This is a genomic window from Polycladidibacter stylochi, assembly GCF_001562055.1.
Taxonomy (GTDB): Bacteria; Pseudomonadota; Alphaproteobacteria; order Rhizobiales; family Stappiaceae; genus Pseudovibrio; species Pseudovibrio stylochi.
In genome coordinates this window covers 45,042-71,813 of sequence record NZ_LLWE01000024.1, presented here as the reverse complement: position 1 = coordinate 71,813, position 26,772 = coordinate 45,042, and the positions used below count along the sequence as shown (strand labels likewise).

Below are 26,772 nucleotides of genomic sequence, written 5' to 3'. Positions count from 1 at the left end.
CTTTTAAAAACAGCAGGTGTCGTATAATACATTGACATAGCGGTAATGTTGCTTCACTTGCTCTAATTATCCCGTATTTTGTTCCTTGGATCCCATATGACAGAGAACGCGCTAAACTTCATTTCAGCTCCATTTCCACGTCGCCAATCCGTTGGTGTTGATGTCGGCGGCATAATGGTAGGAGGCGGTGCCCCTATTGTTGTGCAATCCATGACAAATACAGATACAGCGGACATTGACAAAACTGTTGCGCAAGTTTCAGCTTTAGCGCGTTCAGGTTCGGAATTGGTACGCATTACAGTAGATAAAGATGAAGCCGCGGCGGCTGTTCCCAAAATTAAAGAGCGTTTGCAGCGTATTGGCGTTGAAGTTCCATTAATTGGGGATTTTCATTATATTGGGCACAAACTGCTTGCAGATCATCCCGCTTGTGCCGAAGCACTCGATAAATATCGTATTAATCCTGGTAATGTTGGCTTTAAAAAGAAAAAAGACCAGCAATATTCGCAGATTATCGAAACGGCAATCCGATACAATAAACCGGTTCGCATCGGTGTTAACTGGGGCTCACTAGATCAAGAACTGCTCACCCATTTAATGGATGAGAACCAGCAAAAAGGGTCGCCCCTTACCGCAGAGCAAGTGGTTCGAGAAGCAATTTGTCAATCAGGGTTACATTCGGCGGCTCGGGCTGAAGAGCTCGGATTGGGACGCGATAAAATCATATTATCTGCTAAGGTCTCACAAGTTCAGGATTTAATTTCAGTTTACGTGGATCTGGCAGCGCGCTGCGATTATGCATTACACTTGGGCTTAACTGAAGCTGGTATGGGTACAAAGGGTATTGTTGCCTCCTCAGCGTCAATGGGCATATTATTACAGCAAGGTATTGGTGATACGATACGCATTTCGCTTACCCCAGAACCTGGGGGAGATCGTACGCGTGAAGTCCAGGTATCGCAAGAACTGTTGCAAACCATGGGTTTTCGAAGCTTTGTACCTATTGTGGCCGCTTGTCCTGGCTGTGGGCGAACAACATCAACTGTATTTCAAGAGTTGGCACAAGATATTCAAGAACACATTCGCACAAGCATGCCCCAATGGCGTGAAAAGTATCCTGGTGTCGAAGCTTTGAATGTGGCTGTTATGGGTTGTATTGTTAATGGGCCAGGGGAATCAAAGCATGCCGATATTGGAATATCTTTACCGGGCACCGGAGAAACGCCAGCTGCCCCCGTTTTCATAGATGGCCAAAAAACGACCACTTTGAGGGGCGAGGGAATTGCTGATGAATTTAAAGGAATGGTGCTAGAGTATATAGAACAGCGCTATGGATAGAATGTCCTCATCATAAACTTAGGCACAAAAAGTAAAAGCACATTATGTCACTGGAACGGTTCGTTAAGAAAATTGACTATCAAAAAGAAGAGAAGCGCAATCGGCCGGCTGTTCTTGTGGTGACATCACAGGTCGTGCGCGGCGGTATTGGCGGGCGAAGCAGTGTCTTTGCATTGGAGCGGTTCGGTTTTCCTACTTGGTTTTTACCAACTGTCATGCTGCCTTGGCATCCTGGGCAGGGAGCAGGTACACGTATTTGTGCCGAGCCACAATCATTTGCGCATATTGTAGATGAATTGAGTAATAGCCGTTGGTTAAGTGAAATTGGCGGCATTATAACCGGCTATATGGGGAACGAACAGCAAGCGCAGGAAGTGGCGCAATTGGTGCGTGCTGTAAAACAGCAAAACCCTGATGCGCAATATATGTGTGATCCTGTGATCGGTGATGCTGGTGGCCTTTATGTGCCTGAAAGTGTTGCAAACAGCATCAAAGAGCACCTCCTACCGCTTGCCGATTTTGCATGTCCTAATCGATTTGAGCTGTCTTGGTTAACAGCTATGGAGTGCGAAAGTGAAGTTGGTGCGGTTGCTGCGGCCCGCTCGTTGGGAGTTGAAAGAAGCGTTATTACTTCTGCGCCAGCGATGCGCCGCAACTCTATTGCCAATTTATTAGTAAGCTCGCAAGGTGCTATGGCTGTGGAGCATGCCGAAGTAATTGGTGCACCACACGGAACCGGTGATTTGTTGGCAGCAATTTTTATGGCTCGTGTCCTCAGTGGCTCCAGCGAAGAAGTTGCTTTGAAAAAAGCCACAGCCTCAACTTTTGAGCTTGTGGCTAGAACCGTTAAAATGGGTTCGACAGAGTTGCTTTATGCTGGCAATCAAGAGCCGATTTTACAGCCGCTTGCTCTTGTGAATGAACGGCGTATCGCCGAGGCTCCCGCACGTGCTTGATGGGCTACAAGCCCCCTGTGTGGCGGGTGTTGATGGCTGCCGCTTCGGTTGGATTGTTGTGGTGCTCGATGCGAATAATCAGGCACAATTTAATGTTTTCTCCAGCTTTCGCGAATTACTTGATGCATTGCCGGAGATAAAAATCTTTGCAGTTGATATGCCTATTGGGTTGCCTGATCGTGTGGGTGCTGGCGGGCGTGGACCAGAGGCTAATATCCGTCCACTGTTAGGGATGCGTCAGTCAACAGTATTTAGTATTCCGCCTCGGGCAGCGGTTTATGCAGAAGATTATTGGGAAGCTTGCCGTTTATCACAAATGCATTCTCAGCCGGCGAAAAAGGTATCGAAGCAGGCTTATAATCTTTTTCCTAAAATCCGTGAGCTAGATGCACTTATCACGCCAGATCTAGAACATAAAATTTTTGAAGTTCACCCTGAGCTTGCTCTTTGGCGTTTGAATGGGGAGCAGCCTGTTGCTATTCCTAAAAAGATAAAGGGTCAGATCAATCCAGAAGGTATGCAGGAAAGATCAAAGATTTTGTCAAGGAATGGCATAGCTTCATCTTTTTTATCTTCGAATCTGCCAAGAGGATGTAAACAGGACGACTTTTTAGACGCTTGTGCAAATGCACTCATTGCAAAGCGTTTGCTTGTTGGCAAGGCGCAGCCATTCCCTAAGAGTTACAGGCGAAACTCTCAGGGCTTACGTATGGCGATTTGGGCTTAATGCCTCAGCTTTTGCTTTACCCAGTTCAAGTTTTTGCAAGATCAATTATTATTGGGCTTCCCCACTGGTAGCTTATTAATCGGAAGTACCGGCTGTTGCTTTAATGTGGGATCATTTTTCGAGTGGCCCGGCTTGGCGTTTTGAGTTGATTGGGATGAAAACAGTGAGCTGAAAAAACTACTTGCACTTTCATCTGCTGAATTCTCAGTCTGCTGGGTACTGGATGTTATTGTCGGATTGGGCTGCGGTATCAATGGCGGTAGTTTTGGTGCTTTTGGGTTGGCCTGTGCGCGTTGTGGCGCACTACCAAACATCGTAGCGACCGGGTTGATCGTTGTTTTGCTTGCTTCTTCGCGCTGGACATACTTTGCAAATATTTGAGCATCATTTGCTTTTCGTTTCGCATAGGCGGGGGCAATGTCTGCCGGTAATTTATAGGCGGGACATAAGCCATTGGCGTTGAAGCTTTTAAATGAACCTTGCACAACAGGGTTGAAAACATACTTGCCCTCACAGACCTCAACTTTAGGGGGCTTGTGTGAGACCTCAAATTGATCGTAACCGACTTTGAGCATTTTCCAGAAAGCGAAGTGGCGGCTATGGCGGTGCTTTGCCATGTTTTGGGCTGTCATATGGAAAGGGTAAGCCTGCACTTGGAATTTACGCTGTCCACCTAGAAAGGCATCTCTGCCCAAAGCATAAATATCAGCGATCTGTTCGTCAGTCATTGCGTAGCAACCGCGGGATGAGCAAGCGCCATGAACCATGAGGTTGGAACCAGTGCGACCATGTGCGCGATCATACTTATTAGGAAAGCCGAGATTGAATGACAGGTAGTAGCTGGAGTTCGGGTTCATACGTCCTGGCGAGACTTCATAAAAACCTTCAGGTGCCTGACGGTCTCCCTCTTTGAATTTTGGCCCCAACTTCCCAGAGTATTTGCAAATATCGTAGGTCTCCAAGAGTGCATAGGTGCCATCCTTGGTTTGCTTCCATACTTCCAGCTCTGACTCTTCTTTAAATATGCGCACTAGGACGGGAGCCTTTAACGCCATATTTTTACGCTTCATTGCCCGCTTTAGGCTACTGGATACCGGTTGGTCTGCCTTTTCAATCCCGAAACCACCCGTTTGGCAGCCAACCAACGCAATTGAGATGCCTATGACTGCAAGATATGTTGTCGTGTTTTTTTTAAAAGCTGCAATTGGAGCCAGTTTAAAAAAGCGCTGCATGGAACCTCAAAGCATATGGCCAACTTGGCAAGTAATGGCCATTTGAAAGCAAGAGATATTTTTCTTACGTAATGGCACATCCTCACGGTGCCTACACTAGGCATTCAATTAAATCAAATATAAGGCGTAAAAATAATTACATTTAAATAAAACTAAGGGCGCTGATAGTTTAATTGAGCATGATGCTACTTAAGAAAAGAGCGCCGCCTTTAACGATTGGTGAATAGGTCTCTCATTTTGTTTATATCTGTATTAGTTCAGGGCAAAGAAAATATATAAGGAACATTGCACTCAAGAGGCGGCAAGGAGTGCGCGGGCGGTGGCCTCGTCAGAAATCAGGCCATTCGCGATTTTGCCGCGCAAAGCCCCTAAAATGGGCTGTATCTTATGCGCTCCGCTGCCAACAGCAATGGTTTTACGCTCCGCCAATACTGAAGGGTGAATACCTGTCACCCGGTCATTAATGGAATTATCCAAAACATTGCCAGCACGATCAAAGGTCCAGCCGGCAATTTCGCCCACCGCACCATTATCTGCCAATTGAATAATTTCCGCTCCTGTCAAAAACCCGTCACTTTGCAGCGGACAGTTCCATGCAATTTCACAAACACCCACAAAACAAATAGCGGCTTGTTTGGCCAAATCTTCAATAGTTTTGTAAAAGCGCTGGCCCTGCATCAGCTCCCGCTCTTCCACACTGCTCGTTACTACGGGAGTTGGCATGGGATAGCACTGCGCTTTGGCTTTATCAGCAAGCCTTCCGGCAATTTCAAAATGACTGGATTGCCCTTCGCGGGACATGGCACCTACCAAGGCGACCACCTTATGGTTGGGACATTCCATATGCGGCACTTCTTCGACGGCTGCACGAAGCGATCGGCCTGTCGAGACCCCAATAACCGTAGGTTCGGTGATTGCAAGTGCATCTTCCATATGGTCGGCTACAGCTACAGCAAGGCCACCTAAAGCAGTATGGCCGCCCTCTGCAGTTGGAACGATTTCGCAAAGTTGCAGCTCAAAGCGCTCTTGCAATTTACGTTCCAGTTCCACACACGAAGCTATTGGGTGATCTAAACGAAACTTAATGAGCTTTTCGCTCACAGCCAGTGACACCAACCGTTGTGCGGCTTGACGTGAAACATTGAGTTTAGCAGCAACTTGGTCTTGTGTGTCACCCACAACATAATAGAGCCATGCAGCACGTGCTGCCTGTTCAAGTTTTTGCTCGCTTCTGGAGGCTCTACTCATATGTTCCCTCTCGTCGGTGTTCTCACCCTCAACTCACCCTAGGGCTTCATAGGGGCTTTTGGGCCGTAATTAAAGGTAGCGAGCGCTTCGGCTCAAAAAAAATGTAGAATTTTCCAAAAAACAACGAATTGTCAGTATTCATAAATTGTAATAGTGGCAAACGCATTCCATGGATGTTGCTAAACTTGGAGGGGGCCAAGACAGCAATGGTAACGCGTTTGCCAAAGATTTGGTTGCAGATAATAGCTCTGGAGTCAGCAACCAAAACGCGAGTTGGTTTTAAGCCTGGCAATCAACGATTATTTTACCTTTCACCGCCCCCTTGGTTTGCAGCAATTCAATAATCTGCGGGGCTTGTGAAAGTGGCACAACCTTATCGACCAGGTTATCTAGGTTGATTGTTCCGTTAGACAGGATGTCTGCGCCGTATGTCCACTCCCAGCCTGGGAATGGTGCTGAGTAATTCATCCACGAGCCTTGAACTATCAACTCTTTACGATTAATCAACTCAAACTCGGCTGGTTGTAATGTAAGTGGAGCATGTGGTGTGCCCACAAACATCACTTTACCATTAGGACCTGCCACCTTGAGCGACATAATTTCAGCAGCAGGTACGCCAGAATTCTCAAAAACAGCGTCAAAACCCGCAGCGCCTTCGGTCGTTGCCATAGCAGCTTCAACTTCTTCTGGGCGCATTGAATTACAGGTGTATGTTGCCCCAACCTCTTTCGCGGCGGCCAGTTTTTCATCATCCACGTCAAATGCAGTTATCGGGCCAGCACCCAAGCTTTTGAGCGCCTGCAGCAGCAGCTGTCCAATGGTACCTACACCAATAACAGCAACCGGACGGCCCGGTTTAAAGTCCATAATATTAATGGCGTGCAAACCTACGGTCACAGGCTCCAGAAAACTACCTGCTTTAAGATCAATGCTTTCAGGCAGAGGCACTGCATTAATCAATGGGATGCTGACATATTCTGCTAACCCACCCTGTTGTCGCGAACCAATAAAGCTATAGCCTTTCGACAAAGAATAGTTGCCACGGTGAGATTGCGGGTCATCAAAGTTTGGCACCAATGGTGCACAGGCAACTTTCTTACCCACCCAGCTATCAGCAACGCCTTCACCGACAGCTTCAATAACGCCTGAAAATTCATGTCCGAGAATAATTGGATAGAAATGAGCACCATCTTTAATCAGGCGAGGGATATCTGATCCGCAAATGCCACAATAGGCTACTTTTACAAGTACTTCACCGGCGGCTGGACGGGGGGTATCGACTTCGTCAACGCGCAAGTCGCAGTTCGCATGTAATTGCGCCGCTTTCATTATACTTCCTCATAGTTTTTACGCAGGGCAGTCAAGCCTGCCATAGTCTCAAGATTATCTTCGTAAGTCTTGATGAATAACGCGAATAAGTCGCTGTAATAGGAGCGGGTCTTCGTACCTGGCTTCAAAGTTTGAGGTGCAGACAAGCTATTCATGCCCTCTTTCACATTGTCAAACTTGCCAATTGCGGTTGCAATTAAAACTGCAAGCCCCAGATTGCCCAGTTCAGCCTGAGTTGGAATATCCAGCTCGATGCCGCTGGCTTCAGCAAACATGGCAGACCAACGCGGGTTGTTGGTAATGCCGCCAGTCAATGTGGCTCTTGTTGGAATATTATTGGTGAGCTTGGAAAACACGTGGCGCGAGCCCATTGCAGCGCTCTCCATGAAACTGCGTGCCAAGTGAGCACGCTTGCTATCTGGTGAGATACCAAGCATCAAACCGCTGAGGCTATCGTTCCAGTGCGGTGCTCGCTGTCCAGTCATGTAAGGTAAAAAGATCATTGGATGCTCGGCTGGCGCGGTTTCGTCGGCCAACTTGCACAGCTCTTCAAAACTGGTGTTTTCAAGTAGATTGCGGAACCAAAGCATTCCAGCTCCACCGTAATCAACCCCGCCATTAACCAGCCAATACCCCGGTACACCAGAGTGATAAATTAGCGCGTCACCTAGCTTGGCGCCTTCACTTTCAAAAGGTGTTTTGGTTAGTAGGCCAGCATTAATAACTGTTCCGGCTGCAATGTAGGCATCACCTTCGTTTTGCAGCCCCAAACCCACTGTTGCGGCAACGTTATCCATAGCGCCTGCAATTACAGGTGTGCCTTCTGTTAGGCCAAATTCCTCAGCGGCTGCCTTGGTTACATAGCCTGCAACAGCTGAAGGTTCGACAATAGCGGGTAACTTAGAAGCATCTAGTCCACACAGATCAATCAACTCTTCAGAATATTCACCCGTGGTGCCATCACAAATCTGCGATAAGCCGGCCTGAGAGCGATCCATAGTGAATTCACCGGTCAACTGGTGCACTAAATAGGCGTTACAGTGCAACAAGTATGCTGCCTTGGCATAAATTTCCGGCTCGTTATCACGTAACCACATGGCCTTAGGGCCAAAATTGGACGGATCAGAGCGGTTGCCATTTATTTCAATCTGCCGATTTTCAAAATTCTCTTTTATGTAGTCGCTTTGTCTTTGCGCCCTACGGTCTAACCAGATCAAGCCAGGGCGAAGAGGGGTTCCGTTGGCATCTACAGGCAGTAACATAGAGGACATACCAGCAATACCAATACCGGCAATTTGAGAGGCCTTTAGTGCACAGCCATGTAACAACTCTTGAATACAAGTGCCCATAGCAGCCCGCCAATAGCTTGCTTCGTGTTCGGCCCAGCCTAAACGCGGGTATAAGGTCTCGTACTCTTGCTTTGCTTGACCTGCAATATTTAAATCAGAGTCAAACAGTACAGCTTTAAGGCTTGTGGTACCAATATCGAATGTCAAAAAGTATGACATGAAAACTCCTGTTTGACATATGCTTGTTCTTGCGCCCAAACGATTTCTTCTGCCCAGAATAAAAGTCGCTCAAGTGGCCTGTTTAGCCTTACTGCCGTCACTTCAAATAGCGCCAGCATTCAGTTTACTAGCAAATTTTTATTATTAGAGCAAATATTCATTATCTGATTTTTTGTCGCTATTAACTGGTAGGCTTTAATAGTCTTATTGATAGTTAATTATAAATCATTGAAATTACTGAATATTATTAGGAGTTTGATATTTGAGAACCCGTATTGTGTTTTTGTGTCGCACTTCTTTGCGCGCCAAGAAGGAATTTTATGATCGACGATTAAATTAATAATTATTTCCCAATAAAGCTAGGTTTTACAATATGATAGCTTTTGTGTATCGATTTTCATAGAATCGTTATTGATGAAATTTCTTGATATGTACTCTTTGTGTATTGGTGTATGTATCAGTGCTTACATCAAATAAAATACAATAATTTCAATATAATAGAATATTATTTGCCTTCATCAAATGCGTGGTCAGATAATTCAAATTAAGCATTTGTGGTTTTTTTGGGCGAAATTGCAAGTTTGGGTTGACATTCAGTGTAAATTTATGCCCCATAGCTGAGTAATTGTTCATTTAAAGAACTCTTGCTCAGTAATGCAAATACTCGCCCTCTGGGTAGAAAGATATTTTGCAGGTCAGACAAAGTTCATTCGCACCTAGCTGAATGCGTGGATTGCGGGAGGTTTGGTAAATGGGATCGCCCTAAGAAAATCGCTAGCTAAGCAGCAAGTCTCACAATGAGCTTTTGTTTGTCAGCAACCATTATTCCAGTTGATCACCTTTAAAAATCACAGGCCAAAGCCGCAACTTTGGCAACGGGTTTCTATTGCCCGAAGGAGGACATATGAAAACGATTATTGAAAAGCAAGATAAAGGCTTACCAGCTGGTATCTGCTCCGTCTGCTCCGCTTCTCCATTGGTTATTGAAGCAGCATTGCGTTTTGATCTAGAAACAGATCGTACGGTGCTTATTGAGGCCACCTCCAACCAGGTAAACCAGTTTGGTGGCTATACTGGCATGAAGCCCGTCGACTTCCGCGAATTCGTATTCGCTATTGCCGATAAAATCGGTTTTCCGCGTGAGCGTATTTGCCTCGGTGGCGACCATTTGGGTCCAAACACTTGGCGCGACAAAACACCCGAAGAAGCCATGCAGCTATCTTGCACACTGGTTGCCGATTACGTTAAGGCCGGTTTCCGTAAAATCCACCTTGACGCCTCTATGGCGGTATTGGGCGAAACTGACCCGCTAGACCCCGCTGTTGTTGCTGAGCGCGCGGCCGATATGTGCGTTGCAGCTGAGGAAGCTTGTACTGAAGGTGAAAAGCCACTTTACATTGTGGGTACTGAAGTTCCCGTTCCAGGTGGCGAGACTGACGGCCTAACAGGTATTCAGATTTCTAAAGTACCTGATGTTAAAGAAACGATTGAGTTACACCGTAAAGCATTTGAAGCTCGCGGTTTGCAAGATGCATTCACCCGCGTTATTGGTGTTGTCGTTCAGCCAGGTGTTGACTTCGACCACACTTCCATCATTGCCTATGATCGCCCGAAAGCAAAAGAGCTCGCAGAATTTATTGCTGATCAAAAAGGTCTGGTATTTGAAGCACACTCAACCGACTATCAGCCGAAAGAAAAATTCCGCGAATTGGTTGAAGATCACTTTGCAATTCTAAAAGTTGGTCCAGCACTAACATTTGCTTTACGTGAAGGCCTTTTTGCTCTTGCTGCGATTGAGGACGAACTCGTCTCCGTTGAGAAGCGTTCACAATTACGCTCAGTAATGGAACGTGTCATGCTTGACGAGCCAGGACAATGGCAGCGTTACTACCAAGGCAACGCGTCAGCACAAAAAGTACTGCGCGGCTACAGTAATTCGGACCGCATCCGTTACTACTGGCCTCAAGAGGATGTGCAGTCCGCCGTTGAAAAATTGATGCAAAATCTCAATGAAACGACGATGATAGACAGTCTTGTGCGCCAATATGCTGGCCTTGAGCGGGCACGATTGCAAGACGCGGGTAAAGAAATCACTGCACAGAATATCTTGCTAGATAAAGTGCAGCAAATCCTTGAGGATTACCGTTACGGTTGCCAAGAGGTTTAAGTACTACTGAACTTTGAGGGCGGTTGTCTTTGCACAGTGGCAGCCCCCCTTAAAGTGTAGCGTCTGGTCTTCCCTTTTCACGACCATGTTGCAAGGTTACTCCTCCGCCTTGTGGGCGTTACATATGAGGATGCTTTGTCAGTCTCTTCCACCCTGCTCTTGAACGCCAATGCACTCCGGCGCGACTAGAGCGCCTGATGATGTATCCCCATAACCAGAGGGTGACCTCTGGAAAAAGTCTCGCTGCCTCTCCACCCCCCTTGAGCAGCGAGACTTTCTCTTATCCATTCAGGTGGGTAGACGCTTAGCTTAGAGAATTAACTTATTATCTAATAACATCACATTTGATAGGCCCTGCCATTCTTGTCATAGCATCTGTTCGAGCTGGTATGAATGTACCAAGAAACGAGTTGTAGTTAGCCATTCTACTTGCGATGTTTTTAAAATTTCAATTTTCTTATAGAAGTACTTTGCTGATATGAGCCATTGAAAACCCCATTCTTCGGGTGTTTCTTGGTCTTTGAGATGTAACGGTCAGAATTTGAGGCGTGATAATAGTGCGTCGATGATTAATGAAATCGCTGAGCACTTTAGAGTGCTGCAGAGTAATTAATAATAATACCAGAGGAAAGAAAGGGTAAAAATCTACCCTTTCTGATGACCATCCCGATTAATCGATGGTTTTTTCAATGGTGACTTTCTTACCGCGTGTTAGCAAGACAAACAGACCTAAGAAAAGATCACCAAATAGCCAGACGGATAGAACAAGACCTGTACCAATAGTTCCGCCAATACCAAGGCTAGCACGCTCAAAATCATTTGACAGATTTTGGCTCATATCACCTAGATCCATCCAATAGGACCCAAGCCAGGTTAGCATCAATACATTAAAAATTATAAATAACCATTTGATGATTTTCCCAAAAACGCCTCTCTGGCGCTCTTCAACTTTTACTACTCTTGTCATTTCTATTTCAGCCAATAATGTGTTACTCAAGTATTTGCAAAATGCAGTTAACTATTTACATTAGTAATAGTCTTGAAGGCAATAAGAACTCCCAACAATGTTTGTATATAAAGCGTATATAAAAATATTTTATTTATAAATCACTTATTTGACTTATTGGAGTTCATTTATATTTACTTTTTGATGAATATTACTAATATTTAGATAATCTTCATGTCATTTTACTTGATTGTTAGGTGCTCAAAACAGACATTGGGAGGTGTGATTTTGATATCTAAATCTGAGGTACTTGGGGATGGCCTTAACATTACTACAAAAGAGTCAGCACTACGCTTTGAAACTTTCATAAAAACAAAAAGGGCGACCCAAAAGGCCGCCCTTCCAAAAAACCATTTGTGTAGTCTAGTCGACTATCCACGTTGTAAATCTGGTGCTGCGCCCAAAAGTGATAGAACGACACGATAAGGCACCAGCATGCACATGGAAACACACATTTTAACGCTGAAATCGCCAACGGCCCATGATACCCAGCGCGGAACATCTACCGGTAACATGCCAAACATAGGCGCGCTTTCTACTGCAAATGCATCATAATAGCCCATGAATGCAAAAGAAGCGGAGAAGGCGATACCAAAGAATAAAATCGTATCCAGAACACCACCAAGCACCGAAGAGACAACCGGCGCTTTCCACCAACTCAAAGTGCGCAGGCGGTTGAATACATACACATCCAACAGTTGTCCGCACATAAATGCAATACCCGAAGCAACTGCAATACGGTAGGTTGCCAGATATATGGACAGCACAACTGCAACAGCAAAGCCGGCATAGACAATACGGCGCGCAGTTGCTGGTCCGTATTGGCGGTTTGTCAAGTCAGTTACTACAAAAGCAAGCGGATATGTAAATGCACCCCAAGTCAGAAGGTCGGCAAGATTAAGCGACCCTAATGTGGCATGCACTGGAAACTGGACAAGATAGTTAGATGCCACGACAACAGCAGTCATCGCGGCAATACCGTAAATCAGTGGCTGTGCTTGTACAGCTTTCTTAGCGCTCATAATTGCTGCTATAAATTAAGCTGCAGCCTGACGGCGCTTGATTTCTGTTTTCAAGATGCGTGCTTTAGGAGAAAGCTCAGCTTCAGCAGCTTTCATCAAAAATGCGTCCAGACCACCGCGGTGCTCAACAGAGCGCAATGCGTGTGCGGAAATGCGAAGCTTGTATGTTTCGCCCAGAGTTTCACTCATCAAAGAAACGTTACACAGGTTAGGCAAGAAGCGACGACGGCTCTTGTTGTTAGCGTGTGAAACGTTATTGCCGGTCATTACATCTTTACCGGTAAGTTCGCAGCGGCGTGCCATTGGGGTCACCCTTTATTCTCATCTGGCCCACTGATATCGGGCACATTGGTTAAGGCAGAAAAGTGTAGCGGCGCTACTTGATTGCGCACAAGCCAACACCCGGCCTGTAAAGAAAAGTTGGCTTGCTATAAATAGTAGAGCCGTGTTCGTCAAGACTTTGCGTACTCTTTGACTCTATTGAGGCCTTTTTTCAACCCTCTCGCACCGTTTTTTATCGCTTTAACCCCCCCGTTACCATATTTCGCTAGAGTTCGAAAGTTACAGGCAAACACAAGGTTAAACTTAATATCTTGTAGAATAAGCGGCTGCTTAACAGGCAAAGCAGCACTGAGGGGACAAAACAAGTGTCGGTATTTAGTTATTTTTCTAAAGCATGGACTGTCACAAAATACACAGGCTTGTTTTTTTTGGCGCTACTTATTCCCCTTTCCACAGCTGCTGTGGGGAAAACCGGCCGTGTTGGAGGTATCTACGATATCACTGTGGCAGGTATTACCGTTGGGCGTGGCAGTGTATCGCTAATTTTGCAAGATAACGCTTACTCAGCCAAAATTGGCATGGAGCCAGCTGGTATTGGTACGCTTTTTTCCACAGGTGCTGGGGGAGCGGAAGCGACCGGCTGGATTCAAAATAACACTATTTTGCCCTCACGTTATACAATGACATCTAAAGCAGCAGGCCGAGATTTCTATGCCAATTTACAAATGGGTTCTGGTCATATTCGTGAAGCAGTAATTTCACCGCGTTTCAAGCCATCCAAGACACGCGTAAAAATGACAGAAGCGCACAAAAAAAACGCTATGGATCCCATCAGCGCTGCACTCTTAACGCTACCTGAGGGGGCACATAGCATTAGTGATACTGCGTGTAATCGTAGGTTACACATTTATGACGGCTGGACACGGTTTGATGTTGAGCTTGCTTACAAAGAAACCAAGCAGGTTCAAGGAAATGGTTATGATGGTAAAGTGGTTGTTTGCCAGGCTCAATGGATTCCGGTTGCAGGCCATAAGCCCGAGAGAGAATCGGTAAAGCTGTTGGTCAATGCCCAAAAAATTGAGGCCTGGTTTGCCCCTGTCGGTAATAGTGGCATTCTCATACCCTACCGAATTGCAATGCCAACAATAACGGGTGACCTTGTTATTAAGGCACAAGAGCTTATACTTTCTTACGGTAGCGAAGGCACGAGCGCGTTACACTGAAACCGGCAAAATAATATTTTTAACAAGCTACACCCTTTTTTTTACCTAAATTAAGCAAAAAAGCTTGAAGGTTGGGGTCTGGTACTCAATTTTAATAAGGTTAGTCTTGACAGATAGCGACATGAGAGACAGTGTCGCGCAAAATTAAGGTGTATTCCGACACCACATAAACAAGCGGAGCCTTTCCTGCTAGTTGCAACGAGTGATTATATAAATGCACAGTTACCTTGAATTTGAAAAACCTGTAGCGGACCTTGAAGGTAAGGTTCAAGAACTCAAAAGTCTTGCAGAAAGCGGTGAGGCCGTTGATGTTGACGATGAGATATCGAAACTACAGGAAAAAGCAAATCAGGCGCTATCGGACGTTTATGCGAAATTAACCCCTTGGCAAAAAACCCTTGTAGCCCGCCACCCTGACCGGCCACATGCACTCGATTATATAAATGGGTTAATAACTGACTTCACTCCACTGGCTGGGGACCGCAAGTTCTCCGAGGACAACGCCATGATTGCCGGATTCGGTCGTTTTCGCGGGCAATCCGTTGCAGTTCTCGGGCAAGAAAAAGGCAACGATACTCAGTCCCGCCTTGAGAGAAACTTCGGCATGGCACGCCCAGAAGGGTACCGTAAAGCTGTCCGTATTATGGAGCTTGCCAATCGTTTCCAAATTCCGGTTGTCTCGTTTGTTGACACCGCTGGCGCTTATCCCGGTATTGGTGCCGAGGAGCGCGGACAAGCAGAAGCAATTGCGCGCTCTACAGCCGCTTGTCTGGATTTAGGCGTTGCAAATGTATCGCTCGTAATTGGTGAAGGTGGATCAGGTGGTGCTATAGCCATAGCCACAACAAATCATGTAGCCATGCTGGAACACGCTATTTATAGTGTAATTTCTCCAGAAGCAGGTGCTTCAATCCTATGGCGTGATAGTACGCGTGCACAAGATGCTGCCACCAATATGAAAATCACTGCTCAGGATTTAAATAGCATGGGTGTGATTGATGAAATCATTAGTGAGCCGGTTGGTGGTGCTCATCGGGCGAAAGAAATTGTTATCGACCGTGCTGGTTCAACAATTGAAAAAGCGCTAGCGCAGTTTTCTGGCATGAACAGCCAGGAGATCACCAAGCATCGAAAAGATAAATTCCTGCGCATTGGTCGCGAGCTGCCTTAGGCACCTATTAAAATACACGTGTGATAAGAATCGTAAGTACTAAGGGCGCATCCAGCGCCCTTTTTTTGTTGTAGGCAAAATAAGCGCCCACCCTTGGTGGAGGACTGGAAGAGTTTTATATTTTAGTTATGGGACCCTCCTGCTTGGGCCGCTGTTTTTTAGCAGTAAATACCGCACAAAACGGCTTTATAGTGAGTTGCGAAGAGAGCTGTAAGACCAGTTTATCAGATTGGCGCTGGAAAAGGATGCCGTTTTGAAGAAGGCGAGCTCATGCCTGACCAGGTGCATATGCTTATCTCTCTTCCACTTAAGTAATCGGTGGCGCATCTCGTTGGATTTTTGAAAGGCAAAACGTCTCTTTATATTGCCATTAAGTATGCGAGGAAACGGCCCCATAAGGGATATCATTTTGGCGCGAGGATACTTCGTTTCAACGACGGGCTATTAAGAACAGGTCGTTAGACACTATATCCAAAATCAGGAGAAGAAGGATAAGGCAAGTGACGGCGACGATCTGTTTAAAGTTAGCTATTAAAGGCAAGAAAAGCTACTTCACAGTGGTGCAAGCGAAGCGTTTTAAAGCTCCCACGCTCATATGTATTAGTCAGTAGAGGGACGTTATGTTGGATGGTTTGAAGCATTGAAACCTAATTTTCTGTACAAAGCGAAAATTCACCTATAATTTTTGTGATTGTCCGATTATGCGCAAATGAGGCGGTAAAGTTAAGATACCATTTTATTATAAAGGCTCTGAAGTTGCTCTCTCATTATTGTATTGGGTGGAAAATTACTCTTTTGTTCGTTTTTAGGATTTGAAATATTACAGTTAATTGACTTTGTTTTTATATCTTTATTTATTTTTCTAAGATATTTACGTTTTTTGTTCTCAAGTCGCTTAAGAAGCTTTAACTCTTTTTCTTTTCTTCTGTATTGGTCTCTTATTTTTTCTGCAGCTATTTCCTCATCGGTCTGAATACGAGAAGATACAAGGTATTGTTCAGGGGATTTACTTCTACAAGGTCCGTAGGGTGAGCCATAAAACATTTTGCCATTTCCCATTGTCATCTCCTTATATAAAGATAATCATCTTATCTATACAATAAAAATCACATTGTTTGAACTGAGTAAATTTTGGTGTACTTTAGTTACTTAGATAAAATGAGTAGTTTATCTTCATATTATCATTTATTGGTAAGTTATTTTGGTTCTTATCTATAAGGATATAATATAGTAAGGTTCAGTGCCCATAAAAATATTTGTATTTGAGCTGAGTTGTGTTTCAAGCTCTCCAACTGGAGATTTTGATGTCAGGTGACCATTTTAGGCTTTCACCAGAACAGTTCGATCAAATATTGCTATCGTCATATAGATTGGTTCAGTTTAGACAGCTCATCCGCTGATATCGTTTGATTGACTCTGTTCTTTATATGTTCTATTTTTGTTCTATGCAGAGGACAAAATGCGACAGCCGACTCAAGTAGAACATTTATATCTGGATTTTGATGGTTTTTTTGCCTCGGTGGAGCAGCAGGCAAGGCCAAATCTACGTGGCCGCCCTGTGGGGGTTGTACCTTTTGCCGGTACGGACCGTACTTGCGTGATTGCGTGCTCGAAAGAGGCAAAAGCGCGCGGGGTTAAAAGCATCATGCGGGTGAATGATGCCTTGAAACTTTGCCCCTCGCTTGTCTTGGTGCCGCAATCTCCGGATTTGTATCGACGGGCGCACAATGCATTGCTATGCGAAATTGAAACGGTGGTGCCTATTGATGCCATCAAGTCTATCGATGAGCTGGCGTGTCGCGTCGCTTTAGCAGACCGTACGAACCCCGAAGGGATTGCACAACGCATCAAAGCACGTATTGCAGCCAATGTGGGGCCGCATATTACTTGTTCTATCGGTTTTGCCGCCAACAGGCAGCTTGCTAAAATAGCCGGTAAACTAAATAAGCCAGATGGGGTGACCATTTGGCAGCCCTCACAAATGCCAGAGCCTTTGTTTCAAGTAGCGCTGGCAGATATTCCGGGTATCGGCAAGCGTATTGACCAGCGACTAGCGCGAGCACATATTGGCACCACACGCCAGCTTTACGAAACCTCTGCCAAACAGTTGAGAGCTATTTGGGGTAATGTGACCGGTGAGCGCTTGTGGTATGCACTGCATGGTTATGATGTCGCATCGCCTCCGTCTCACCGTGGTATGTTTGGCCATAGCCGTGTGCTGCCACCCGAAGCGCGTAGTCTTGAGGGGGCACGAGAAATATCGCGCTTGCTTTTGATTAAAGCTGCAAGACGTTTGCGTCGTGAAGGGTTTTATGCCAGCGGTCTCGGACTTGGACTCAGTCTCTCTCAAAACCACTGGGGTGAAGCCTACAGCTTGCCTGTTGTGCGCGATGACCAAGCTTTTTTGGCGGCACTAGAGCGGCTCTGGGAACAGGCGCGGCAAGGTGTGCAGGCGCGGGCAAAGGTTTTCAAGGTTTCAGTCGTATTATTCGATCTGTCCGCTGCGCAAGAGCGGCAGCTGGATATGTTTTTAGATGATGATCGGGAGCGGCAGAACTGGGAGCGGCTTTCTTCTTTGAGTGATGATTTGAACATGCGCTATGGGCGCACGCTGGTGTCTATGGGCCATTGGGCACCACCTGCCGGGGGACATGTCGGCGGGAAAATCTCTTATACCCGCGTGCCGGATGCCGAGGACTTTTGGTAGCTGGCAGGTGTACGGGCTTTTGGTGCTGCGTCTACCCCGCCTAAGATTGCGCTCTGTGCAGTGGGCTTATGACTTGAGGTGAAAGGATAGTGTATGAGCTGGAAAGATAATATTCAATTACAAGACTTGGAGCCTGATCAACGGCTTGAGTTCACCTGTAAAACGTGCGGACATGTTTTTTTCCGCCCTGTAGCGGAGTATTTAACAAAGGAAGAGCAACGCTACTTGTATTTAAGCGAGGTTGAGGAGCGGCAGGTCTGTGTTCAACGGGGATGCGGAGGTACTGTGCGTTTGGCAGTTTCGCACAAAAGCAAGATGAGTGCGTTTGTAGGTGGGCTAGCTTAAGAATAGCTTTTGTAGTGTTTTTAGCGCACTCACTTACGTTGGTAATGCTCTTGCTTTCTAAACCAAATAGCCGAGTTTTTTGAGACCCAACTGTATACAGGCAACTGCCAGCCAAAAGGTATCAATAACGCCATATAGTGATTTTGGAGAGGTATTGAGAGTTTGCGAGAGGGTGATCTACATCTGACTAGACAACAGGTATGTGAAACCAGTTTTCTAATTAATATGCCGGTTAGCTAAGCTATGATAATCCACGCCCTGCAATAGATAGGACAGGGCATGGTATGGTCCTGCATGAATAAGGGTTACGTGCTTTTACATCGCGAGTTTAAAGCGCAGAAGCAAGGTACGCTGGATCATGTTATGGTTATCATCGGAGAGCAGGGTCAAGATGGCATCACCGTTCTGATCGCTATGGATAGCCAGCGCCTCAAAGTTATCAATCCGCTTGCTCATGCCCACATCAAGAAGAACGTCTCCTGTGACTTCCGCTCCGGGCTTGATATCCTTGGCAGCAATACGACGCATGCGAAAATTCAAGCCGACTGAAATACCTATTTGACGCTCAAGAAAGATAAGATCACCATTAGGCAAAAAGGCAGCATCGGTAATATCATAGCCATCTATATCTTTGATGATGAATTTATTCGATCTGGCAGGGTGCTCAAGATTAATCTCATAGGCCAACCGGTCATCTGTCGAGCTTCCAGATCTCTCAGACAAAGCAAATACGCTGCCTGCATGTATGGAACCGCGCGGGGCATAGGCAAGAGCCTCAATGCCCTTGTTTTTTTCCAACATATGCAGATCTTGCGGTACGGAAAGGTCTTCAGGTGCGGCTAGTTTACCATTGGCTTTATATTTGTAAGCGAGAATCCCGCCGTAGCCTTCATAGGAGACCAGCAAGCGGCCTTTGCCGTCTACTGTAAGGGCCTCAGTATCCGATTTATCTGTACTGGCAAGTGCAGTTTTGCCTATTCCATCCATCGGTTCCATGTAGGCATTGGTGAGCTTTAATGGGGCACCATTTTTTGCTTGCACCAAATCAGCCGTAAACCAGAGAGCACGGTCAGATACAGCTGTGAGTTTTTTACCGTCGGGGCTGACGATTAAGCCGGAAAAGCCGCCAAACCAGCGTTCATTGGAGTTTAACTCCAAACCTCCGAGAAAAGTCAGCTTTCCAAAGGAGGTTTCAGCTGTATCGTCCGGGTCAAAACCATCCAGCTTTGCGGCTGTTATTTCGATTGTCTGGCCATCAGGACGATATGTTGACCATACGGGCTGCAAATCAATGATGATAATTACGAGTGCAAAGGTGAAGAGAAGCGCAGAAAAAATAAATGTTTTTGAATATTTCATTAGTGTTTGCGCCCTCTCCCTTTGGCGGTATCCAGATTTTCATCAAACAGGTCTGCAAGTTGATCGGTCATCGCACCTGCAAGTTCTTCTGCATCAACAATTGTAACGGCTCTTTTGTAATAGCGTGTGACATCGTGGCCGATCCCGATTGCAATGAGTTCGACCGGCGATCGGTTTTCAATATCATCGATGACTTTACGCAGGTGCTTTTCAAGGTAATTGCCGGGATTAACCGAAAGGGTTGTGTCATCAACAGGGGCACCATCAGAGATCATCATCAAAATGCGGCGCTGTTCAGGGCGTGCTAATAGGCGTTGGTGGGCCCATTCCAGCGCTTCACCATCAATATTTTCTTTTAAAAGTCCTTCACGCATCATGAGGCCTAAATTGCGCTTGGCGCGGCGCCATGGGGTGTCAGCGGCTTTGTAAATAACATGGCGTAGATCGTTCAGCCGTCCAGGGTTGGCAGGCTTACCATCAGCCAACCACTTTTCACGTGATTCGCCGCCTTTCCAAGCTTTTGTTGTGAAGCCGAGAATTTCGACCTTAACGCCGCAACGCTCCAATGTTCTGGCCAGTATATCGGCGCAGGTGGCGGCAACTGTAATTGGGCGGCCGCGCATGGAGCCTGAATTATCAAGCAGTAGTGTCACCACAGTATCGCGGAACTGCGTGTCGCTTTCCCACTTGAAGGCCAAGGGCTGTAACGGATCAGTGACCACGCGGTAAAGACGGGCTGTATCCAACATGCCTTCGTCCAAATCAAAATCCCATGAGCGATTCTGCTGTGCCATGAGCTTGCGTTGCAAGCGGTTGGCTAGCCTAGCAACCGCTCCAGACAGATTCACCAGTTGCCGATCCAAAAAGCCGCGCAATCGGTCAAGCTCTTCTTGGTCGCATAGCTCATCAGCTGCGATTATTTCGTCAAAGCCATGTGTATAGGCCTTATAGACCTCAGGGTTCGGCTGATTGGTAAACGGGAGTTCGCGGCGCTCTTGCTGGCCCGGCTCTTCAGAAGGGCTGGCCATATCCTCAGGCATTTCCTGATAGTCGCCATCAGCGCCTTCGGTCTCGCCAAGTTCTTGCTCATCACCAGAAAGCTCCTGCTCTTCCGGTGCGCCTTCCTGTTCGCCGCTGCCCTGCTCTTTATCGCCTGCAGCATCCGCCCGCTGCTCGTTCTCTTCTGCTGGTGCTTCTTCTTCTGCCTCTTCGTCTTGCGGGTCGTCACCGACTTCATCGGACATGTCTAGCGAGCGCAACAGATCGCGGGTCTGGTTGGCAAACTCGGCTTGGCTTTCGATAGATGACACCAGATGATCCAGTGCGCCATCAGCCTTATCGTTAATCCACTCACGCCACATGCCAACTAGATGTTGGGCGTTTTCCGGTATAGGGCGACCTGTGAGTTTTTCGCGCACCATCAAAGAGAGGACATCATGGAGCGGTGCCTCAGAACGATTGGTGGCTGTGGCGAATTCTTCACGCGCGTAGCGGGCATTTAACATGGCATCAATATTGTCGCCAACGCCGGTCATGCGTAGAGAGCCGAGGGAATCGCAGCGTGCCTGCTCCAGACTGTCAAAAATTGCCTTCGCATTTGTGCCAACTGGCGATAATTTGCGATGGACACTGTTATCGTGACAGGCTTGGCGCAAAGCCATTGAATCGCCAATACCACGAGTGACAGCAATATCTTCATACGTGGCGCTACGGTTTAGGTCTGGTAAGCGAACACGGTTGCCCGCCATGCCAGCCTTGTCTTGTGTGAACTGCACCTCAAGCTCTGAGTTGGCAGCAATAGCCCTAACGGTTTGGCTTATGGCCTGCTTCAGAGGCAAGGTGGCGGATTTACTTTTTTGCACCAAGTACTTGCGGTCCGCCATGGGAATGTCCTTAGCTCATAACAACGTTGGCAGCAGATTCTGGCAGTTCCTCACCAAAGCAGCGCTGGTAGAATTCCGAAACTAGAGATTGCTCGGTTTCATCGCATTTATTCAAGAACGTTAGACGGAAAGCAAAGCCGAGATCGCCGAAGATATCCGCATTTTCAGACCAAGTGATGACCGAGCGCGGGCTCATAACGGTTGAAAGGTCGCCATTGATAAAGGCATTACGGGTCAGGTCTGCAACACGAACCATTTTAGAAATAATGGTACGGCCTTCCTCGGACTGGTAATGGGGCGACTTGGATAGAACGATTTCGACTTCGTTGTCGTGCGGCAGGTAATTCAAGGTGCTGACGATAGACCAGCGGTCCATTTGTCCCTGGTTGATTTGCTGGGTACCGTGATAAAGGCCCGATGTATCGCCAAGGCCGACGGTGTTGGCAGTTGCAAACAGGCGGAACGCCGGGTGTGGGTGAATAACGCGGTTTTGGTCGAGCAGGGTTAGGCGGCCGGAAACTTCCAAAACACGCTGGATCACGAACATCACATCCGGGCGACCAGCGTCGTATTCATCAAACACCAATGCGACGTTATTCTGCAATGCCCATGGTAAAATACCATCTTTAAACTCGGTTACCGTGTGGCCGTCTTTCACGACAATCGCGTCCTTACCCACCAGATCAATACGGCTCACGTGACTGTCCAAGTTTACGCGTACACATGGCCAGTTCAGACGGGCTGCAACTTGCTCAATATGAGTTGATTTACCAGTACCGTGGTAACCGGTAATCATGACGCGGCGGTTTTTTGCAAAACCCGCTAGAATTGCCAGTGTGGTGCCGTGATCAAACAGGTAGTCTTTATCAAGTTCCGGCACGTGCTCGGTTCTGGTGGAAAATGCGGGAACCATCAGGTCGCTATCAATACCAAAGACTTCGCGAACGGAAATGGTGTGGTCGGGGAGGTTTTTTAAAGGGTTGCTGTTTTCACTCATAATTTCCTCCAAGCCCCAATGCCGTTCTGGGGTTAGTCAATAAGGATCGTTTTTTGATAGCGGCTGCTTTAACAGTAACCGTTTTTCTTAAGTAGGTTATAAGCTTGAATAATTTCTCGCAGGCGATCTTCCGAGGAACGGTCGCCACCATTTGCGTCGGGATGGTGGATTTTAACAAGCTCTTTATAGCGCGACTTAATTTCCGCTCCACGAGCAGTAACACGCAAATTAAGGGTTTCAAATGATCTTTTCTCAAGAGCTAAGACTTTTCTTTGTGGACCTTTAGGGGCGCTTGTGTCACCTAATCCATCCTCAAGAAAATCAAACTTATCCGAGAATCTATTATCATTAATATTCGTGCGAGAGCCATCGCGGCCCGGTGCTGCATTGGGGTCTGAGTTTACCCCCATTTTCCACGTGGGGCGATTGCCTGTAACAGCATCTTCTTGGATATTTTTGATGGAGTCATCATCCAATCCAGAAAAGTAATTGTAGGACTTATTATAGGCCCGTACATGCTCCATACAGAAATTAAAGAACTGGCCCTCGCGATCACGCCCTTTAGGGGCTTTATGGACACCAGGGTTTTGACAACCCTCCCAATCGCATTTAGGGCTTTCTTTCTTTGCTTGCTTTTTCTTGTCGGGTTTCACACGGATCCCGTCAAAAAGGGATGAATTGATTTTCATATTGTGAAGTCACATGCCTTGTTGAACGAACTGCCAGAAGGAATACCGGTCGGCATTGATAGGAAACAATTAGGGGGTAATGCAAGACCCAAGACTAAGTTTCCTGAGGGAGGATATAGGATTGACTACTATTAAAGCTAGCATGATTAACAAATTACAGCAGGCTTTTTCGCCGCAGATGCTTGAAGTTATCGATGAATCTGAACGACATAGGGGGCATGCTGGCTATCGTGTGGGCGGTGAGACACACTTTAGAGTTAAAATCGTATCCACAGCCTTTACAGGCATGCCACGGGTTGCTGTCCACAGAGCAGTACATAATTGCATTCAAAGCGAGCTTGATAATGGCATTCATGCGCTTGCTATTGAGGCAAGTGCACAGACAAAAGAATGAAGGCATTAACTGCCTTCACGTTTTGTTTTTGCCAGTGCAGTTGCGAGCGGCATCATGCGTAAACGGGTGATGCGGTTTTTCTCGCGCTTCAAAACTGTAAAGCGGAAGCCGTGAAACGTGAATATTTGCCGCTCCTCGGGAATAACCTTGGCCTCGTAAATCACAAGGCCCGCAATGGTGGTGGCTTCATCATCAGGCAGTTCCCAATCCGTAGCACGGTTTAAATCACGAATGGGGACGGAACCGTCAACAATCACCGAACCGTCCGTTTGCGGGTGAAGGCCGGGGAGTTCATTGTCATGCTCGTCGGCAATTTCTCCAACAATCTCTTCCAGAATATCCTCAAGGGTCACCAGCCCCATAACTTCGCCGTATTCATCTACCACCAAAGCAAAGTGGGTTTTGCGCTTCAAAAAGGCGTTGAGCTGGTTTTGCAAGCTGGTGGTGTCGGGAACAAACCAAAGGGGGGTCATAACCTTATCAAGCTTGAACTTGCTGGTATCACCTTTTACCGCTGCTAAGGCACGCAGAACATCTTTGGCATGTAGCAGGCCGACAAATTCGTCGGGGTCATCGCGCCATAGGGGAATACGGGTAAAAGGGCTGGCAAGTACCTCTTTAATCAGCTCCTCAGGGGGGAGATCAGCATTTAAGGCAAATACCTTGGTACGATGCACCATGACGTCAGAAACGTCTAATTCGGCCAAATCGAGTAGGCCGCCAATACGGTCACGGTCTGCTTTAACCAGTGCGCCTTCCTTATGCTGCAAGTCAAGCGTACCGCGTAGTTCGTCGTGCGCCGAAAGGACAGCGGTCTCCTCATCGATACGTATGCCGAACAGGCGTAGGATAAGGCGAACGATAACTTCGATTGTTGCCACAATGGGGCTGAAAATCGCAACGAGCGGGCGTACGACCGGCGCAACTGATAGCGCGAATTTATCAGCGTTGGATATCGCCCAGGTTTTTGGGAGGACTTCGGAAAAAATTAGGACCAGAGCTGTCATCAATAAGGTCGCATAGGCAACGCCGGCATCGCCGAATGTTTTCAATAATACTGATGTTGCCAGTGCGGATGCTAAAATATTGACAAGATTGTTGCCCAAGAGCAGAGCACCAATGAGCCGCTCGCGAGCTTGGATCAGCCTTGAGACCACAGCGGCTTTCTTATTTCCCGATTTTTCCATTTGATGCATGCGAGCTCGCGAGGCAGCGGTAAGCGCCGTTTCGGAGCCGGAGAAAAAGCCGGACAATACAAGTAGTAAAGCGATGCTGCCTACAGAAAGCCACAGTGGAAATTCGGTCATCTTGCTAGTTTTGCTCCAAGGAAGCTAGAGAGTTGTTGCGGGTCTACCGTTTTATCTATGTAGGATTGGCCAATGCCGTTTGCCAGTATGAATGTTAATTGACCACGGCTGACTTTTTTATCCTGAGCGATGAGCGTTAAAAAATGCTCCAATGGCGGTAGTTGGCCGGGGATTTGGTCAATGCGTGTAGGCAGGCCAACTTCACTCAGATGGGTGATCACTCTTTGCGTATCTTCTTCACTGCAAAGACCAAGTTGACTTGAGAACTGGAAGGCAAGCGTCATGCCAATGGCAACACCTTCGCCATGCACCAGGCGGCTGCCATCGTATTCAACTGCTCCCTCAAGGGCATGGCCGAAGGTGTGCCCAAGGTTGAGCAGAGCACGCTTACCCGATTCGCGCTCATCCTCTGCCACAACACGGGCTTTTGCACGGCAAGAGTGGGCAACAGCTTCAATACGTGCGCTGCCACCTGCAAAAACATCCTGCCAATTGTTGCAGAGCCATTCAAAAAAAGGCGCGTCATCAATCAGGCCATACTTGGCAACCTCGGCATAACCGGCGCGGAACTCGCGCCGGCTAAGGGTGTCGAGGGCTTGTGTATCGGCCAGAACCAATGCGGGTTGATGAAAGACACCCAACAAGTTTTTACCGTGACGGCTGTTAATGCCTGTTTTACCGCCTACGGAGCTATCTACTTGTGCAAGCAAAGTTGTGGGAACTTGAATGAACTTCATACCTCGGCGGACAACACCGGAGACAAAGCCGGTGAGATCGCCCACTACACCGCCACCAAGGGCAACGAGTGCGTCGCCGCGCTCTAGTTTGCAGCTGAGCACTTCATCACATAAATGCTCAAACTGGCTAAAGCACTTGGTTTTTTCGCCAGCTGGCACAATAAGGGTTTCAAAAGAAACATCGTGCTCTTTCAAGCTGGCTTCAAGAGTTTTTAAATGTATGTCGGCAACGGTTTCGTCGGTGACAATGGCGCAGCGCCCCCCAGGTAAAGCTTGGGAGATGTGTTTGCCTGCTTCAGCCATAAGGCCATTGCCGATTATAATTGGGTATGAGCGGTTACCAAGTTCAACATTTACAGTTGTTGCTGTTTGTTGTGGGCTCACAATTATTCCTCGCTATCAATGTTAATGGCCGGGGTTGCCGAAGGCGCGCCAAGGGGCGGAAGACCAGCCTCTAGGACTTTAAGAATCTCTTCCATGACCGCTTCATGGGTGACATCGCGGGACCAAATGGACAAATCGGCTTCAGCGTAGATGGGATACCTTTCGTCCATCAATCGCTTTAGTGTGCCTTCCGGGTCTTCTGATTGCAGCAAAGGACGTGTGGGCCGCTTTTTTACACGTGCCATTAAAACCGGTAGCTCGGCTTTCATCCAAACAGAAACACCGCCTTTTTTAATGCGTTCGCGGGTCTCGGTATTCATAAAAGCACCGCCACCAGTAGCTAAAACTTGCGGACCTTCATTTAAAAGTCTTGCGATAACTCTTTTTTCGCCTTCTCTGAAGTAAGATTCGCCATGTTCCTTAAAGATTTCGCTCACGGTTCGGTTGGCTGCGCGTTCAATTTCAGAATCAGCATCAACGAAAGGCAAAGAAAGGTATTGGGCAAGGCGTCGGCCAACTGTGGATTTTCCACACCCCATGATGCCGACCAGAACAATTGATTTGGTGCCAAGGCGCTTTATAATGCTTTGAGCGCGTTGTATTTGGCTTTCTGGTCTTGTTTCGCTGGCACTCACACCCGTTCCTCTCTAACTTTTATATGGTTATGCTTGCTTTGAGCGTATACTTGGGTCTGCTGTCAAGTTTCATGCGAGACGGCCGTGTATAGTACACATCTATAAGGGTGCACAGGAAGCGAAATT

The 26,772-nt window shown here is 47.0% G+C and carries 24 protein-coding genes and 1 pseudogene; 10 read left to right on the top strand and 15 right to left on the bottom strand.

Annotated elements, in window-relative coordinates; translation table 11 throughout:
- Positions 1-96: 96 nt before the first annotated feature.
- Genes ispG through AYK67_RS06705 form a run of 3 tightly spaced genes read left to right on the top strand, consistent with a single transcriptional unit; the run spans position 97 to position 3,021 of the window.
- Positions 97-1,338, top strand: a complete 1,242-nt coding sequence (gene ispG, locus AYK67_RS06715; RefSeq protein ID WP_068084074.1) for a flavodoxin-dependent (E)-4-hydroxy-3-methylbut-2-enyl-diphosphate synthase — start codon at positions 97-99, stop codon at positions 1,336-1,338.
- Positions 1,339-1,382: 44 nt separating this feature from the next.
- Positions 1,383-2,294, top strand: coding sequence for a pyridoxal kinase (gene pdxY / locus AYK67_RS06710; RefSeq protein ID WP_068084073.1), 912 nt, complete (start codon positions 1,383-1,385; stop codon positions 2,292-2,294).
- 19 nt (positions 2,295-2,313) lie between these two features.
- Positions 2,314-3,021, top strand: coding sequence for a DUF429 domain-containing protein (locus tag AYK67_RS06705; protein ID WP_244266887.1), 708 nt, complete (start codon positions 2,314-2,316; stop codon positions 3,019-3,021).
- Positions 3,022-3,062: 41 nt separating this feature from the next.
- On the opposite strand, the gene AYK67_RS17300 is transcribed toward AYK67_RS06705, so the two are convergent.
- The 4 genes from AYK67_RS17300 to AYK67_RS06685 form a co-directional block, all read right to left on the bottom strand.
- Positions 3,063-4,253, bottom strand: coding sequence for a L,D-transpeptidase family protein (locus tag AYK67_RS17300; protein ID WP_068084068.1), 1,191 nt, complete (start codon positions 4,251-4,253; stop codon positions 3,063-3,065).
- 291 nt (positions 4,254-4,544) lie between these two features.
- Entirely contained in the window at positions 4,545-5,501 is a 957-nt protein-coding gene (locus AYK67_RS06695; RefSeq protein WP_068084067.1) for a sugar-binding transcriptional regulator, read from the bottom strand.
- 279 nt (positions 5,502-5,780) lie between these two features.
- A complete protein-coding gene (locus tag AYK67_RS06690; RefSeq protein WP_068084066.1) occupies positions 5,781-6,830 on the bottom strand; it encodes a galactitol-1-phosphate 5-dehydrogenase in 1,050 nt (349 codons plus the stop codon).
- Entirely contained in the window at positions 6,830-8,338 is a 1,509-nt protein-coding gene (locus AYK67_RS06685) for a xylulokinase (RefSeq protein ID WP_068084065.1), read from the bottom strand. The genes AYK67_RS06690 and AYK67_RS06685 overlap by 1 nt, the downstream gene beginning before the upstream one ends.
- A gap of 904 nt (positions 8,339-9,242) precedes the next feature.
- Between AYK67_RS06685 and AYK67_RS06680 the strand changes: the two genes are divergently transcribed.
- A complete protein-coding gene (locus AYK67_RS06680) occupies positions 9,243-10,505 on the top strand; it encodes a D-tagatose-bisphosphate aldolase, class II, non-catalytic subunit (RefSeq protein ID WP_068084063.1) in 1,263 nt (420 codons plus the stop codon).
- 670 nt (positions 10,506-11,175) lie between these two features.
- Here AYK67_RS06680 and AYK67_RS06675 read toward each other — a convergent pair.
- The 3 genes from AYK67_RS06675 to rpmB all read right to left on the bottom strand — a co-directional run bounded on the left by AYK67_RS06675 (position 11,176) and on the right by rpmB (position 12,836).
- Positions 11,176-11,487: a hypothetical protein gene (locus AYK67_RS06675; protein ID WP_068084060.1), complete on the bottom strand. Its 312-nt coding sequence runs from the start codon at positions 11,485-11,487 to the stop codon at positions 11,176-11,178.
- 395 nt (positions 11,488-11,882) lie between these two features.
- The gene (locus AYK67_RS06670; RefSeq protein WP_068084057.1) at positions 11,883-12,533 is read right to left on the bottom strand and encodes a VUT family protein; all 651 of its coding nucleotides are present in this window, start codon (positions 12,531-12,533) and stop codon (positions 11,883-11,885) included.
- A gap of 15 nt (positions 12,534-12,548) precedes the next feature.
- Positions 12,549-12,836 carry a 50S ribosomal protein L28 gene (gene rpmB / locus AYK67_RS06665; RefSeq protein ID WP_068084054.1) on the bottom strand — a complete coding sequence of 96 codons (288 nt, stop codon included), beginning with the start codon at positions 12,834-12,836 and terminating at the stop codon, positions 12,549-12,551.
- Positions 12,837-13,180: 344 nt separating this feature from the next.
- Here rpmB and AYK67_RS06655 point away from each other — a divergent pair, with 344 nt between their 5' ends.
- From AYK67_RS06655 to tnpA, 3 genes and pseudogenes are all read left to right on the top strand, one after another.
- Entirely contained in the window at positions 13,181-14,038 is an 858-nt protein-coding gene (locus AYK67_RS06655) for a DUF3108 domain-containing protein (protein WP_208976232.1), read from the top strand.
- A gap of 214 nt (positions 14,039-14,252) precedes the next feature.
- Positions 14,253-15,209: an acetyl-CoA carboxylase carboxyltransferase subunit alpha gene (locus AYK67_RS06650; RefSeq protein ID WP_068084048.1), complete on the top strand. Its 957-nt coding sequence runs from the start codon at positions 14,253-14,255 to the stop codon at positions 15,207-15,209.
- Positions 15,210-15,348: 139 nt separating this feature from the next.
- Positions 15,349-15,744, top strand: a pseudogene (gene tnpA / locus AYK67_RS17770) (IS200/IS605 family transposase).
- Positions 15,745-15,932: 188 nt separating this feature from the next.
- Here the strand turns inward: tnpA and AYK67_RS06645 are convergent.
- Positions 15,933-16,268 (bottom strand): hypothetical protein, encoded by a 336-nt coding sequence (locus AYK67_RS06645; RefSeq protein WP_068084045.1) that lies wholly within the window; start codon positions 16,266-16,268, stop codon positions 15,933-15,935.
- Between the two features lie 400 nt (positions 16,269-16,668).
- Here AYK67_RS06645 and AYK67_RS06640 point away from each other — a divergent pair, with 400 nt between their 5' ends.
- Together AYK67_RS06640 and AYK67_RS06635 are read left to right on the top strand one after the other, a co-directional pair.
- On the top strand, positions 16,669-17,916 hold the full coding sequence (locus tag AYK67_RS06640) for a Y-family DNA polymerase (RefSeq protein ID WP_068084043.1): 1,248 nt from the start codon (positions 16,669-16,671) through the stop codon (positions 17,914-17,916).
- A 93-nt stretch (positions 17,917-18,009) separates the two neighbouring features.
- Entirely contained in the window at positions 18,010-18,261 is a 252-nt protein-coding gene (locus AYK67_RS06635) for a hypothetical protein (protein ID WP_068084039.1), read from the top strand.
- Positions 18,262-18,576: 315 nt separating this feature from the next.
- Here the strand turns inward: AYK67_RS06635 and AYK67_RS06630 are convergent, their stop codons facing one another.
- The 4 genes from AYK67_RS06630 to AYK67_RS06615 form a co-directional block, all read right to left on the bottom strand.
- Positions 18,577-19,620, bottom strand: a complete 1,044-nt coding sequence (locus AYK67_RS06630; protein ID WP_068084036.1) for an esterase-like activity of phytase family protein — start codon at positions 19,618-19,620, stop codon at positions 18,577-18,579.
- Positions 19,620-21,503, bottom strand: a complete 1,884-nt coding sequence (gene cobT / locus AYK67_RS06625; RefSeq protein WP_068084033.1) for a cobaltochelatase subunit CobT — start codon at positions 21,501-21,503, stop codon at positions 19,620-19,622. Before cobT ends, AYK67_RS06630 begins: the two co-directional genes overlap by 1 nt.
- A 10-nt stretch (positions 21,504-21,513) precedes the next feature.
- Positions 21,514-22,500 (bottom strand): cobaltochelatase subunit CobS, encoded by a 987-nt coding sequence (cobS, locus tag AYK67_RS06620; RefSeq protein WP_068084030.1) that lies wholly within the window; start codon positions 22,498-22,500, stop codon positions 21,514-21,516.
- A gap of 68 nt (positions 22,501-22,568) precedes the next feature.
- Positions 22,569-23,189, bottom strand: coding sequence for a J domain-containing protein (locus tag AYK67_RS06615; RefSeq protein ID WP_068084027.1), 621 nt, complete (start codon positions 23,187-23,189; stop codon positions 22,569-22,571).
- 121 nt (positions 23,190-23,310) lie between these two features.
- Here AYK67_RS06615 and AYK67_RS06610 point away from each other — a divergent pair, with 121 nt between their 5' ends.
- Positions 23,311-23,583: a BolA family protein gene (locus tag AYK67_RS06610; protein ID WP_338012329.1), complete on the top strand. Its 273-nt coding sequence runs from the start codon at positions 23,311-23,313 to the stop codon at positions 23,581-23,583.
- 5 nt (positions 23,584-23,588) lie between these two features.
- Here AYK67_RS06610 and AYK67_RS06605 read toward each other — a convergent pair whose 3' ends face one another.
- The 3 genes from AYK67_RS06605 to AYK67_RS06595 are packed head-to-tail and all read right to left on the bottom strand — an operon-like array spanning position 23,589 to position 26,646.
- The gene (locus tag AYK67_RS06605) at positions 23,589-24,890 is read right to left on the bottom strand and encodes an HlyC/CorC family transporter (protein ID WP_068084021.1); all 1,302 of its coding nucleotides are present in this window, start codon (positions 24,888-24,890) and stop codon (positions 23,589-23,591) included.
- On the bottom strand, positions 24,887-26,011 hold the full coding sequence (gene aroB, locus AYK67_RS06600; RefSeq protein ID WP_068084019.1) for a 3-dehydroquinate synthase: 1,125 nt from the start codon (positions 26,009-26,011) through the stop codon (positions 24,887-24,889). Before aroB ends, AYK67_RS06605 begins: the two co-directional genes overlap by 4 nt.
- 2 nt (positions 26,012-26,013) lie before the next feature.
- Positions 26,014-26,646 carry a shikimate kinase gene (locus AYK67_RS06595; RefSeq protein ID WP_068084016.1) on the bottom strand — a complete coding sequence of 211 codons (633 nt, stop codon included), beginning with the start codon at positions 26,644-26,646 and terminating at the stop codon, positions 26,014-26,016.
- Positions 26,647-26,772: the final 126 nt, after the last annotated feature.